The organism is Polyangium mundeleinium (genome assembly GCF_028369105.1).
Classification (GTDB): Bacteria; Myxococcota_A; Polyangia; order Polyangiales; family Polyangiaceae; genus Polyangium; species Polyangium mundeleinium.
On sequence record NZ_JAQNDO010000001.1, the window covers coordinates 13037948 to 13051512 of the forward strand.

Here is a 13565-nt window from a genome sequence, read left to right on the forward strand (position 1 = left end):
ATCAATAGGGCTTCGGGGCGAGGGCGGGCGCGACCGTCTTGTGGCCGAGCAGGGTGGAGACGGCATGAACGCGGCACGCGGCGACATAGAAATCCGTGATGTACCTGTATTTGTTCAGCACGATTTCGAGCACCTCGCGCAGGGAGATGACCTTCAAATACCCTGTGAAGATGGAGCGTGATCGCACGGTGACGACGTGCGGGGCCCATCGCACGACGTTCGTGCCGGCCCATGTGCCGTTGTCGTTCCAGTCTTTGTCTCGCTTGTCCTTCTGGCGATAACCGAACCTTTTGACGCCTTCGTAGGCGGAGTGCATGAGGCCGTCGATCCCGAGGTAGTCTTCCGGTGCGGCCTTCGTATTCACCACCTTCGACAGGACGTAGTTAGGACACTGTTTTCCTTCCTTGACGTCTTCGTACACCAGGTGGCTGTCCCTCAGAATGAGGTCCGTCACGCTGCCCGGCAGCGGGACGCCGGGGGACGTGAAAAAGTGAATCGTGACGCCCTGCGGCACGGTGAAGTAGCCGGAGTTCTCGTAGGTCGCGCCGTGCGACAACGTCAAGCAGTCCGTGACCGGCGTCTGCTTTTCGATCTCGTAGACGCTGCGGAAGAAGTAGAGGCGCGGCTCGATCTCGATCTTCATGGGACACCTCGGGGAGCGCAAAGAAACCGCCCTTCGGAGGGTACGGAATGCGCCCCCCTGCGGCGTCGACACCGAGAGCGTAATTCGTCGTGATCCAGAAACCAACGCCTATTACGTTATGGACAGTGCCATCGTAGGCTCGGCGAAGCGTGTGGTGATTGTGCGTTGAGCTACGCGCTGGTGGAGGCGATCCACGCGTAGGGAGGGGAGGCGCCTCGCGCTTCAGCGCTTGCGACGGCGCGCGAAGAGGGCGCCGAGGGCCACGAGGGCCGCGAGCCCGCGTCCGGGGGTCTCGATGGGTCCGCTGGCCAGGTGGCAATCCGCGCCGCCGCCCAGCTCACCGCCGGAACCGCCAGAGCCCGTCGGTCCACCGGAGCCGCCGATACCACCGGAGCCGCCGATACCACCGGAGCCGCCAATACCACCGGAGCCGCCGATACCACCGGAGCCGCCAATACCACCGGAGCCGCCGGAACCGCCGATACCACCGGAGCCGCCGGAACCGCCCACTCCACCGGAACCGCCGGAACCGCCGGAACCGCCGATACCACCGGAGCCGCCGGAGCCGCCCATACCGCCTGCGCCGCCCGCGCCGCCGATACCGCCCGCGCCGCCCGCGCCGCCGATACCACCGGAGCCGCCGATGCCGCCCGCGCCGCCCGCGCCGCCGATACCGCCGGAGCCGCCGATACCACCGGCACCGCCCGCGCCGCCCATCCCGCCCGCGCCGCCCATTCCACCCGCGCCACCGCTGCCGTCCGGCGTCACGCCGCCTTCGAAAATCTCCGCGCTCTCGCGGGCCTGCGGGTCGCCGTCGCCGGACGAGCAGCCTTCCTGCATCCCTCCGAAGACCAGCACACGATTGCCTTCGAGCCGCACGGCATTGGCATAGGTGCGCGTTTGGCTCATGTTGGGCACCGGCGTCCAGTCATTCGTGATCGGGTCGTACACGGCGGCGCTGCGGAGGGGGCACTCGTTGCCGCCGGCCCGCTCCCTGCCGCCCGCGAGCAACACCTTTCCGTTTCCGAGCAACATCGCCGCCTGACGCCCGCGCGAGACGCCGAGGTGCCCGGTCACCGTCCAATCGTTCGTCGCCGGATCATACACCTGCGCATGCGGCATGTTCCGCGCGCCCGTGACCAGCACCCGGCCGTCGTCGAGGCGCGTCGTCGTGAATTCGACGGGTGGCGCCAGCAAGGTCTGCGTCGGCGTCCATGCATTCGTCGCCGGATCATACCGGTCCGCGCCTTGCCCGCTCACCACGAGCACGCTGCCGTCGAGCAGCCGCGTCGCCTGGTGCGACGGATGCGCGAACGAAAGCGTACCGGCCGGCGAGAACGTCCCCGTCGCCGGGTCATAAAGCTCCGCCGTCGCCGGGTTCCCATAACCCGCGGTCACCAGCACCTTTCCTCCCGAAAGGACGACCGCTGAATGCCCCGAGCGCGCCGCGCCGAGATAACCCGTCGCGCTCCACGATTTCGTCGCCGGGTCGTACAGCTCCGCGGCCGTCGTCCCGCCGCCCACCGCGAGGATGCGCTCGTCGGGCAGCCGCGCCAGGACGAGGCCGTTGTCGTGGTGCGCGACCATGGCGCCGGTGAGCGTCCACGTATTGCTCGCCGCATCGTAGACCTCCGCCGAGGACGGGGAATCGCCGCCCACCACCAGGATCTCGCCAGTCGCGACCCGCAGCGACTTCGCGCGACGGCGCGCATGCAAGAGCGGCGCGGCGTCGCTCCAGGCGTTCGTCGCCGCGTCGTAGAGATGCGCCGCGAGCGTCTCGTTCCAGTCGTTGTCGATTCCGCCGGCCACGAGCACGCGGCCGCCTTCCAGCTCGGCCCACGTGGCCTCTTGATGTCCCACGGACATGCTCCCGGCCGGCGTCCATGCGGATTGGCAGCCGACCGGGGCATCCCCGACGCAGGCGCCCGCCTGGCATACGCCATTTGCCGTGCAACCATTGGCGCTGCCGCAGGTGGCCCCGCTCAGCGGGGTGCAGATCCCGTCCGCGGACGCGCCCTTGCTCACCGTGCAAGCGTCACACGACCCGGCGTCGCACGCGGCATTGCAGCAGACGCCGTCGACGCAGAAGCCGCTCGCGCATTCGCCGTCGAAGAGGCAGGCGCCGCCGTTGGCCGAGAAGGGGAGCGACTCGACGCTCGCCATGCCGCCGCCGGTGATGAGCACCCGCCCGTCTTGGAGCTGCGTGGCGTCGTGCCGGCTGCGGTTCGTGTTGAGGAATTTGCCGAGCGACCATGTCCCGGTCGCCGGATCGTAGAGCTCCGTGAGCGCACCGCCCGTGATCAGCACCCGACCATCGGCGAGGCGCGTGGCCGCGTGCAGGTAGTGGGTCGCGTTCATCGACGTCGTCGCCGTCCAGGCATGGGTCACCGGATCGTAAAGCAGCGCGCTGCGGTTCTCGGCGGTGAAGCCCTCGCCGCCGTAATCGGTGTAGCCGCCGGTGATGAGCGCCTTGCCGTTGTCGAGCGCCGTCGCGGTGTAGCCCTCGCGATTCTGGATCATGCCCGTGAAGGCCCAGGAATCCGTGGCGGGATCATACACCTGCGTGAGGGACCCGGACACGACGAGGATCTCCCCGTTTTGCAGCAGCGTCGCCGTATGGTCTTCGATGTAGTCGGGCGGCGCCGTGACCTCGATCGACGTGCTCGTGACCGGATCGTAAATCTCCGCCTCGAAGGTCACCCCATCGCCGTCCACGACGCCGCCGAGGAAGTAGACCCGCCCGTCGGGCAGCAGCGTCGCGGTATGCCCGTAGCGGGGCGTGAGCATCGGCGCGGCGGCCGTCCACGTCCCGGCGACCGGATCGTACACCTCGACGACCTCCGACGGCCCGCCGGCCACGAGGACCTTTCCATTCGGCAGGAGCGTCGCGGAATGGGACGTGCGCGCCGTGCTCATGGATGCGACGAGCGTCCAGGTATTCGTGGCCGGATCGTAGACCTCGGCCGTGTTGCTCCCGCCGCCGACCGCGAGGAGCCTTCCGTCGGACAAGCGCGTCGCGGTGTGCCGATTCCGCGAGACATTCATCGGCGGCGCCACGTCCCAGCGCGGCGCCGTGAGCGCCGATGCGGACGTATTCAGGGTGAGCACCTTCGGGGTATCGCCGCGGCTGCATGCGAGCGGCAATACGACAGGCACGACACCAAAAGCGAAAAGGAGCCGGAGAAAGGGCGACGTAGTACGCATGCACCGGACAATAACGGCGCCTGCGCCGCACTTGTCAACGGGCGAGCACGAGGCGTGTGACGGTCATGTTGTGCGGGAGGGCACCGTCTGTCGTCGACGTTCCGGTCATTTCGCACCGTCCCCGCGCGTGTTCGTGCTGGAGCGTTGGCCTCGGGGGTGGTAGGGTATGGTCGTTCCCTCTGCTGTTGTCCGTGAGGTGATTGGCAATTGAATCCCGAGTAAGCATGAACCAGGGGCCCACAACGCTGTCGTGGTGAGCTAGGCCCGAGAAGTCATCGGGAAGCCTAAAGCGGCACATCGGGTACCCACCTAGCCGCAAGCTAGGGGTTCAAGTCATCAACCCACGATTACGGCGGTAAGGAACGCTTCTTCGAGCCCGGTGAGAGCCGGGCTCTTTTCTTTTGTCGAACGTGCGGGGATGTCGGGCTGGGGGGCAGCTCCTACCCCTCGCTGCCCGCGCTGCCGGCGGACGTGTTGTCCTCGGTCTCCTCGTCGTCGCCGGCGTCGAGCCCGTCGTCGGTCTTGTCCTTGAGGAAGAAGAGGTCTTGCGTCTGCTTGTCGCGCGGGAAGGCGGCCTTGATGCGATTGGCGACCTCGGCGAACACGTCGAGAAACTCCTCTTTCGCGAGGTTCCGCGCCGCGCGCGCCTGCGCCGTGGCTTCCACGCCGAGCTTGCGTGCTTCGAGCGCCTGTTCGTAGCGGTACCGGACGGCGGTGATCTTGTCGAGCTCGGCCGAGCCCGCAGGGTAGATCGCGGCGACCTCCGTGTACCGGCCTTCGAGGGCGCGCATTTCTTTGATCTGCGTGCCGCCCACGGGCTTGATGATCGGCGTCGAGCCGCCGGGGAACAGGGCGGTGACGATACGCCCCCCGGGGCGACCATCCTCGAGCTCGGCGCGCTTGAGGGCGAGGCGAACGAGCTGGTCCGCGAGCCGGTCCGTGAACTTCACCTCGACCCGGATGACGATCAGCTCTTTGACCTTCTGCTCGTAGGCCTGCTCGCGCGCGAGGAGCCCGTTCGTGGCGTCGGCGAGCTTGGAGGCGAGGCCATTCAGGGCAGCGACGTCGGAGAACTTTCCGAGCATGGCCTGCGTGTAAAGGCTCTTGAGCTCGCAGCGGGTGATGGGTGTCTTGGCGTTGGGGAGTACCGACAAAGCTTGCCTCCTGGTTCGTTTGGTAAGTCGGAAAGCAGAGAAGATGTGGGCGGGGTTGTCAAGGACGAATACGGGTGGCTTGGAGGGGAGGCGGGGGAAGGGGGAGGGCGCGGCAACGTGACTTGCGGCGGCGCCGCGGGGTGGCGGTGGGGGTGGAGGCGTTGCTCGGGGCTTGGCGGTGGCGTGGCGGAGGGTGCGGAACGATGGGCGTACACACGAAGGCGGCGTGGCGGAGGGCGCGGAAACGTGGCCGAGGGTCTGGGCGGGGTGTGGCGGAGGGCGCGGACACGTGGCCGGAGATTCGGCCGCGGCGCGGCGGCGGTGGGGGCGGCGTTGCTTGGGGGGAGGGGAGGAGGCGGGCGGCGGGGAAGCAACGTGGCGCGACGTTCGCCAGGAGGACGCCACGCCGTTCGTGGACCGGCTCGTTGGACCCTACATGCTACAATCGGTGTAATGGCTGACGCTTCGGGCTTATGGGAGGCAAGGCACTCCCTCGACGCCCCCTTTGACCTCATTCCTGGTGTCGCTCGGTTCGAACCCCCCGACATCGTCTCGTGTCGCCTCGTCCGTGAGCTGACCACCGACGAAATCACGCGCCTCTTCGCGTTCACCAACGAGGCCGCAGCACGGACCGGCGGACTCTTCTCGGTCACGGACGCCTCCGTGCCCTTCGCGCGCATGAGCGTCAGCGCCGCCCTCGAGTTCAACCGACAGTTCAACCCGCGCATGGTCCGCGCCGCCGCCCTCGTCGGCGCGAGTTACCGCATGCGCACGCTCTCCGAGACGCTCGTCCGCGCCGCGCGCCTCCTCAAGCTCGAAATCGCGAGCTCCCCCGTTCGTTACTTCGACGACCACGCCTCCGCGCGCGCCTGGTTCGACGAGCTGCGCGCGAGCCCCGTCTGACCGCTCACGCCAACCCGAGCCTGCGCTCCTGAGGGACGCACAAGGCGACGCCTGCGTCCCAGCGCCCGTGATACAATCAGTGTTATGGCCGATACTCCTAACTTGTGGGTACCCGGGCACACATCCCTCGACGCTTTCATCGACATCGTCCCCGACGTCGCGTGGTTCGAGCCTCCCGACGTGCTCGTCTTTTGCCCTGCCCGTGAGATGACGCCCGCGGACGCCGAGCGCATCGCGACCTTCGCGCGGGATGCCTCGCGGCGGACCAACGGCCTTTTCACGGTCTCGGATCTCTCGAAGACGCTCGGCCACGTGAGCGTCAGCTCCGCCCTCGAATTCAACCGCCAGTTCGACACGAAGTTCCTGCGCGCCGGCGCCATCGTCGTCACGAGCTACCGCATGCGCGCGATCTCCGAGACGCTCGTCCGCGCCGCCCGCCTCCTCAAGCTCGACGTCGCGAAAGCCCCCGTTCGCTACTTCGAGGACCACGCCTCCGCCCGCGCCTGGTTCGACACGCTCCGCCAAGGCGCCTCTTGACGGATCACTCCACCGCCTCTGTCAAGCAAAACCCGTCGCGCGCCCGCCCGCGTACGCGCCTCAGCCGTCATCCCGCCACCCATCTGACGCTTGCGCGACGGGGCCCGCGTGCCGCCCTCCCTGACGGCTTTTCTTTTCCGTTTGCCCTGCCATTCCGGTAGCTTCCCCCTTCCGATGGACACGTTCGACACGCTCGTTTCCAAGGCGAAGGCGAGCCAATCTGGCCGCCTGCGCGGCCTGCTCCGCCGAGGAGCCGTCGCACTCGTGCTCTTGACCGTTCCAGGCGTTGCGTTTGCCGCCGTCACGGCCAAGGGCAAGCTGAGCGGGGCCGACAAGCTCCTGAACCCCGTGTGGAACGAGGCGAAGGACCCGAACGCTCGTCGCTACACGTTCCGCGAGCCCTCCCCGACGGTGCGGCCCGACGTGCGTACCCTCACGGGGCACCTGCCGAAAGAGCTCGCGATCGTCGCGCTCGGCGACAAGGGCACGCCGCAGAAGGTGCCCGTCACCGTCAGCGTCGCCGGCGGTCGCACGAGCCCCGTCACGATCGTCGTGCCCGAGGGCCAGCAGATCAACTTCGAGAACAAAGACCCGTTCCCGCACAAGCTCTACGAGACGGGAAACAAGGGCTTCGGCGCCGTCGAGACCGCGCCGAACAAGAGCCGCTCGTGGACCCCGCCCGGGCCCGGCAAGTACGAGATTCGTGATCAGTTCGCGCCGAGCGTCCGATCGTGGGTCGTCGTCGAGCCCCGCGCGATCGCCTCGACCTACCCCGATCGCAAGGGCGACTTCGCGATCGATCTCGAGCCCGGCCCGCACAAGCTTCGCGCGTACTTCAACGGCGAGCCCGTGGGCCAGGAGCTCGACGTCGTGATCACGCCCTTCCCGACCGAGCAGCCGCTCAAGGCGCCTCTCGTCGTCGCTGTGACCCCGAGCAAGTGAAGGCGGAGACGAGCCGATGATCCTGTCCCGTTTCTGGTACCTCGCCCTCGCCATCCTGCTCGGCGTGTCGGCGTTCACGCTGATGCTCGCCGCGCAGATGTACAACCGCTCCGGCCTCCGCGCGATGAGCGACTCGCTCGCCGCCGACTCGAGCGCCGTCGGTTGGTACCTCAAAGACGACGCGCGCAACCGTTCGAGCGCGCTCATTCCGATCGCGCTCGCCCCCGAGCTCCGCGGGCAACTCGCGAAGTCCACGCCCGAGGCCAAGCCGAGCCGCGAGATCCGCGACGAGGCCAAGAAGGCGCTGAAGAAGCTCGACGGCGAGGTCCCCGCGGACCTCAAGTTCGACGCGCTCTGGGCCGTCGACGGCAACGGCCGTGTCATCGCCTCCGTCGGCATCGAGCACGCCGAGGACTGGGAGCTCGGCGGCTACCCCGTCGTCGCGGACGCTCTGCACGGCTGGATCCGTGACGACGCGTGGGTCTGGAAGGGCCGCATCTATCGCGTCGTTTCGCGCCCCGTCGAGGCCGAGGTCAACGGCGAGCCCGTCGGCGCGGTCATCGGCGTGAAGATCGTCGACGACAAGTTCGCGCAGGGCGTCTCGAAGCGCACGGGCGCCGCGGTCGGCTTCTACGCCGACGGCGCGCGCGTCGCGTCCTGGGCCCCCGAAGGGTTCGACAAGGCGAACCTCGATCAGATCACGCAAGATCTGATGCAGCTCGAAAACAACAAGGACTACCAGGAGAAGGGCCGCAGCGAGCCGCGTGTCATCGCCGCGCACCTCGGCGTCGTCTACGCGCGCATGCCCGGCGAGGCCTGGGATCTCGGCGCGGGATATGCCGTCGGTCGCCTCGCGGTCGCCGTCGACTCGCCGCTCGACTTCCTCAACAAGGCCGACGACACCGACAAGAAGAACGTCCCGACGATCTTCGTCATCGTGGCCATCCTCGGGCTCGCGGGCGTCGGCGTCTTCTTCTCGGTCCTCGAGCACACGCAGCCGCTCGCCACGTTCAGCAAGGAGGCCATCCGCCTCGCAAAGGGCGAGGTCGACGTGCTCGCGCCGAGCAAGTTCCGCGGCGCGTACAAGAAGATCGCCTCCGACCTCAACGACGGCATCGACAAGATCGCGGCCAAGGGCGGCGCGCCGCGTCGCGCCGCCGATCTCGAACAGGTCCTCGGCCCGATCCCGGCCGCGCCCACGATGAGCGCGTTCGCCGTGCCCGGCCCCGGCGAGACCTCGTCGACCGCGATCCCGGTCCCGAACAGCGCACCCGCTGCGAAGCCCCTGCCCAAGGCGCTCCCGAAGCCGAAGCCGCGTCCGGGTTCGACGACGCAGGACCCGGTCGAGTCGGTGCCCGAGCCGGAGCCCGAGGCCGCGCCTGCGCCGGCTGCGGCGCCGCCTCCGCTGCCGAAGGCGGCCGCGGCCGAGCCTGCGGCGCCCGCGGCGGAGGGGGACGAGGTCGACGAGCTCACCGAGTGGCAGAAGGTCTACGAAGAGTTCGTCGCGATGAAGCAGCAGTGCGGCGAGCAGACGGCGGGCATGACGTTCGACAAGTTCAAGTCGACGCTTCAGCGCAACAAGGACGCGCTCGTGCAACGGCACGGCGTGACGCGCGTGAAGTTCACGGTGTACGCGAAGGAAGGCAAGGCCGCGCTGAAGGCCTCGCCGGTCAACAAGTAAAACCCAGCATCGAAATCGGCAGGAGCGGCAGAGCGATGGGCGCGAGGAATCTCGTCGTGGGGGCGGTCGTGGGGTCGGTCTTGCTGGGGGGCGCGGGCGTCGCGCGCGCCTCCTCGGGGCTCGACTCTCCCGACAATGGCGTCGTGCAACTCGGCCGTGGCGCGACCTATGTCGCGCGCGCGGACGACCCGCTCGCCGCGTACTTCAACCCTGCGGGCCTCGCGTTCCAGAAGTCGGGCGTGCATGTCGGCGCGCACCTTCTGTTCATGAACACCTGCTTCTCGCGCAGGGACGTGAACGGTCAGCCTGTCTCGCCGGGCGGCGGCATCCCGGGCCCCGGCGCGGCGGGTGGCCCCTCCGATCCGGTCTGCTCCGAGACCTCGCCCTTCCCGAACCCGCAGATCGCCGCGAACTTCCGCATCACGCAAAAGCTCGCGATCGGCCTGTCCGTCATGGGCCCGCACGGCGTCGGCAAGATCGTCTGGCCCGAGTCGATCCCGTACACGAACCAGCTCGGCCTCTCGACCACGCAGCCTGCGCCGCAGCGCCATCTGCTCATCGAGAGCGACTCGCTCATCTTCAACCCGACGCTCAGCGTGAGCTACGCGATCAAGGACTGGCTCAGCGTCGGCGCGGGCTTCATCTGGGGCGTCGCCTCGATCGATTTCGTCAACTTCACCGAGGCGACCTCGCAGATCCCGAGGGACGACTTCGCCGGCAACCAGGAAGTGAAGTCGACGCTCTCGGCCTTCGATGGCTTCGTGCCCGGCGTCGTCGTGGGTGTCCTCGCTTCGCCGCACAAGCGCCTCGACCTCGGCGCGTGGTTCAAGTGGCAGGACGCGATCTCCACGCGCACCGGCGTGAAGCTCGAATCGCTCTACTGGCGCGCGGGCGGCCAGAAAAACGACAACCCGTGTCCGGCGGGCCCGGCGAACTGCAACATCACCGAGGACAAGGACGCGGGCACGCTCAAGTTCAGGATCCCGCTCGAAGCGCGCCTCGGCTTCCGCTACCACCACCCGCTGCGCGCAGGCTCGCTCGTGCCCAAGGTCGGCGCCAAGGTGCGCGACCCGCTCGCGGACGACCTCTTCGACCTCGAGGTCGACTTCACCTACGCGCACAACAGCGTCGTCGACAACCTCGAGGTCCGCTTCGATCCGGGCATCCGCGTGAACGGCACGCCCGGCGAGATCCCCACGAACGCCGACATCCCGCACAAGTGGAAGAACGTCTTCGGCGTGCGGTTCGGCGGCGACTTCGTGGTCATCCCCGGCTTCCTCGCGGTCCGGGCCGGCGGATTTTTCGAAACGAACGGCCAGGACCCCGCCTACCTGAACCCGGATTTCCACCTCGGCGCCCGTGTCGGCGTGGGCGGCGGCGGCAGCGTGCGCGTCGGGCCCGTCGACGTCTCGGTCGCCTACCAGCACACCTTCTTCGAGCCGCTCGACAACGGCGGTCGGGGCGAGGTCTACGGCCTCTCCGGTGACGCGACGACGAATTATCGCAGCCCTCACAACGTCAATGGCGGGCGGCTCGAGTCGAGCCTGAACGAGGTTGCGCTCGGGGCCACCTACCGGTTCTGAACGTTCCGAGTGCGGAGAACATTGACATCCGGCGTGCCGGCGCGCTTCATTGCGACGGTTATCGTCGCATGGGGACGAACTTGTCCGGGAGGATGGGATGAACGCGCGTGCATCGTTGATGGTGGTCGGGCTGGGTTTGGCGGTCGTCGGCTGTGCCATTCCCAAGCCGCCGCCGACGGCCCCGGACGAATACGAGTATACGTTTGAACACAAAAAGACCGGCGAGCCCCTGAAGGTCGAGGGCGAGAGTTTTACGTACACGACCACGGAGCGCGTCGAGCTCGGCGAGCAGGAGGTCCGCGACGCGTCGGGGCGCCTCGTCGGATCGAGCCGCATCTACGGCAACCAGCAGGTCGCGCGCCGCGGCTACGCCTGGGGCGTCTATCAGGGCAGGCAAGAGATCGACGTGCTCAGCGCGCTGCACATCGCGCGCGACAAGGCGTTCGAGGATGCATTCGAGGAGCGCATCGTGGAGATCCGCGACAACCACGCGGAGTCGATGGCCGTCTACGAGAAGGGCATCAAGGACAACGCCGGCAAGCGATCCACCGGCATGATCGTGGCGGGCGTGGGCTACGGCATCATGGGTGGCTGGGCCATCGCCGCGGCGGTCACGAAGGATGATCCCATCATCCCGACGGCGGGCTCGACGGCCATCATCATCGGCGGGGTCATCGTCGGCGCGATCGGCACCTGGATCTACCAGAGCGCGCTGAACGGCATGCGTCGCGAGGCGAACAAGGCCACCGCGATGGCCACCGACAAGATCTCGGCCTCCGACTTCCCGAAGCTCACGAGCGAGTCCTACCTCCACGACGTCGCCCGCGAGTACAACCGCGGCCTCGCCCCCGAGCCCCCGCCGCCGCCGAAGGACACGAAGAAGAAGAAAAAGAAGTAGTTCTCGGCCCCGATCGGCCGCTCTTTCCCGCCTCCGTTCGTCCGGGTGGCGCGCGCGTATCGACGCGGCCGCGCGCCTTCGCTATGACCCGGGCCAGCATGACCGACACACCCGTCCGCAACGTCATCATCATCGGCTCGGGCCCTGCGGGCCTGACTGCGTCCATCTACGCCGCACGCGCGAATCTGAAGCCGCTCTGCATCGAGGGGTTCAACGCGGGCGGGCTCATCCCCGGCGGTCAGCTCATGTTCACGACCGACGTCGAGAACTATCCGGGCTTTCCGCAGAAGGTCACGGGCCAGGAGCTCATGCAGCGCTTCCGTGATCAGGCGGAGCACCAGGGCACCGAGATCGTGACGGCGGACGTGACGAAGGTCGATCTCTCGGCGCGGCCGTTCAAGGTCTGGGTCGAGGAGACGCTCTACCTCGCCAAGACCGTGGTCGTCGCGACGGGCGCGCGCGCGAACTACCTCGGCCTGCCGAGCGAAGAAGCGCTCAAGAACAAGGGTGTGAGCGCATGCGCGGTCTGCGACGGCGCGCTCTACCGCGGCCGTGACGTCGCCGTCGTCGGCGGCGGCGACACCGCGATGGAGGAGGCGAGTTACCTCGCGGGCCTCTGCTCCTCGGTCACGCTCGTGCATCGCCGCGACGAGTTCCGCGCGAGCAAGGCGATGATCGAGCGCGTCGTTTCGAACCCGAAGATCAAGATCCTCTACAGCCACGTGGTCGAGGAGGTGCTCGACGTCCGCGCGGACGAGGTCACGGGGATCGTCGTGAAGAACCTGAAGACGGGCGAAACTTCGTCCATTCCGGTCGCGGCGTTTTTCGTGGCGATCGGCCACACGCCCATGACCGAGCTCTTCGTCGGGCAGCTCGAGACGCACGCGAACGGCTACTTGAAGACCGTGCCTGGTTCGACGCGCACGAGCGTGCCCGGCGTGTTCGCCGCGGGCGACGTGCAGGACTGGACGTACAGGCAGGCGGTCACGGCCGCGGGGACGGGCTGCATGGCCGCGCTCGACGCCGAGCGGTTCTTGCAGCAAGAAGGTGGGAGTCACTGACGCAGGCCTTCGATGGACGAGCCCCACGCCGATCCGCGCGACGAGCTCTTCGAGATCGCGACCTCGGTGCGCGCGCTCGTCGAGTGGTACGACAGCACGGGCGCGTGGGGTCTGCCGCTCGCGCCCGCGCGTGGCGAGGTCGAGCCCGCGTATCCTGCGGCTGAACCTCACGCCGCGCCGCCGCCAAACCCGCGCGCGCCTGCGCCCGTCGCGGATCGGCGCCCCGTCCCCTCGGACGCCACCTTCGCGCAGCCCGCGCAGTTCACGTCGCCGCCCGAGCGCGCGCCGGTGCCGCAGTACACGCCGCCTCCGCCGCCTGCCGAGAGGCCGCAGCGCCCCGCCGCTCCGCGCCCCGAGGCACGCACGCCCGAGGCGCGTATCGAGCAGCTCCGCGTCCTCGCCTCCGAGGTCGCCTCCTGCACGCGTTGCCGCCTCGCCGAGCGGCGCACGCAGACCGTGTTTGCCCGCGGCAACCCGCTGTCCGAGCTTTGTTTCGTCGGTGAAGGACCGGGCGTGGAGGAAGACCTCGCGGGCGAGCCGTTCGTCGGTCCTGCGGGGCAGCTCCTCGACAAGATGATCTCCGCGATGGGGTACAGGCCGGGCGAGGTCTACATCTGCAACATCGTCAAGTGCCGGCCTCCGGAGAACCGCAAGCCGCAGCCTGACGAGATGGAGGCGTGCAAGGGCTACCTCGCGTCGCAGCTCGAGCTCGCGCGGCCGAGGTACATCGTCGCGCTCGGCGCGACGGCGATTCAGGGCCTGCTCGGCACGTCCGAGGGCATCACGAAGCTGCGCGGCAAGTGGAAGATGTACCGCGGGATCCCCGTCATGCCGACGTTCCATCCGGCCTACCTCCTCAGGCAGCCGTCGGCGAAACGCGAGGTATGGACCGACCTGCAGGAAGTGATGGCGCGCCTCGGCAAGAAGCCACCCGCGCGGGGCTGACGCTCGAGCGTGTC

At 68.3% G+C, this 13565-nt stretch carries 11 protein-coding genes and 1 other RNA gene; 9 read left to right on the forward strand and 3 right to left on the reverse strand.

The features are described from left to right. Position 1: 1 nt before the first annotated feature. On the reverse strand, positions 2-643 hold the full coding sequence (locus tag POL67_RS51670; protein WP_271930293.1) for a putative adhesin: 642 nt from the start codon (positions 641-643) through the stop codon (positions 2-4). A 222-nt stretch (positions 644-865) separates the two neighbouring features. Beyond that, positions 866-3847 carry a Kelch repeat-containing protein gene (locus tag POL67_RS51675; RefSeq protein WP_271930296.1) on the reverse strand — a complete coding sequence of 994 codons (2982 nt, stop codon included), beginning with the start codon at positions 3845-3847 and terminating at the stop codon, positions 866-868. 176 nt (positions 3848-4023) lie between these two features. Here POL67_RS51675 and ssrS point away from each other — a divergent pair. After that, positions 4024-4207, forward strand: a non-coding RNA gene (ssrS, locus tag POL67_RS54490) — 6S RNA. 80 nt (positions 4208-4287) lie between these two features. Here the strand turns inward: ssrS and POL67_RS51680 are convergent. Next, on the reverse strand, positions 4288-5001 hold the full coding sequence (locus POL67_RS51680) for a hypothetical protein (RefSeq protein ID WP_271930298.1): 714 nt from the start codon (positions 4999-5001) through the stop codon (positions 4288-4290). Positions 5002-5454: 453 nt separating this feature from the next. Between POL67_RS51680 and POL67_RS51685 the strand changes: the two genes are divergently transcribed. The 8 genes from POL67_RS51685 (at position 5455) to POL67_RS51720 (ending at position 13551) form a co-directional block, all read left to right on the forward strand. Beyond that, positions 5455-5904, forward strand: coding sequence for a hypothetical protein (locus POL67_RS51685; RefSeq protein WP_271930300.1), 450 nt, complete (start codon positions 5455-5457; stop codon positions 5902-5904). 84 nt (positions 5905-5988) lie between these two features. Next, a complete protein-coding gene (locus POL67_RS51690; protein WP_271930303.1) occupies positions 5989-6441 on the forward strand; it encodes a hypothetical protein in 453 nt (150 codons plus the stop codon). A 174-nt stretch (positions 6442-6615) separates the two neighbouring features. Beyond that, positions 6616-7383, forward strand: coding sequence for a cupredoxin domain-containing protein (locus POL67_RS51695; protein ID WP_271930306.1), 768 nt, complete (start codon positions 6616-6618; stop codon positions 7381-7383). A 16-nt stretch (positions 7384-7399) separates the two neighbouring features. Continuing rightward, the gene (locus POL67_RS51700; protein ID WP_271930308.1) at positions 7400-9064 is read left to right on the forward strand and encodes an MXAN_5187 family protein; all 1665 of its coding nucleotides are present in this window, start codon (positions 7400-7402) and stop codon (positions 9062-9064) included. Between the two features lie 35 nt (positions 9065-9099). After that, positions 9100-10647 (forward strand): OmpP1/FadL family transporter, encoded by a 1548-nt coding sequence (locus POL67_RS51705; RefSeq protein ID WP_271930311.1) that lies wholly within the window; start codon positions 9100-9102, stop codon positions 10645-10647. Positions 10648-10744: 97 nt separating this feature from the next. Continuing rightward, positions 10745-11545 (forward strand): hypothetical protein, encoded by an 801-nt coding sequence (locus POL67_RS51710; RefSeq protein ID WP_271930313.1) that lies wholly within the window; start codon positions 10745-10747, stop codon positions 11543-11545. A gap of 98 nt (positions 11546-11643) precedes the next feature. Further along, on the forward strand, positions 11644-12606 hold the full coding sequence (gene trxB / locus POL67_RS51715) for a thioredoxin-disulfide reductase (protein ID WP_271930314.1): 963 nt from the start codon (positions 11644-11646) through the stop codon (positions 12604-12606). A 12-nt stretch (positions 12607-12618) separates the two neighbouring features. After that, positions 12619-13551, forward strand: a complete 933-nt coding sequence (locus POL67_RS51720; protein ID WP_271930316.1) for a uracil-DNA glycosylase — start codon at positions 12619-12621, stop codon at positions 13549-13551. The last annotated feature ends 14 nt before the right edge of the window (positions 13552-13565 follow it).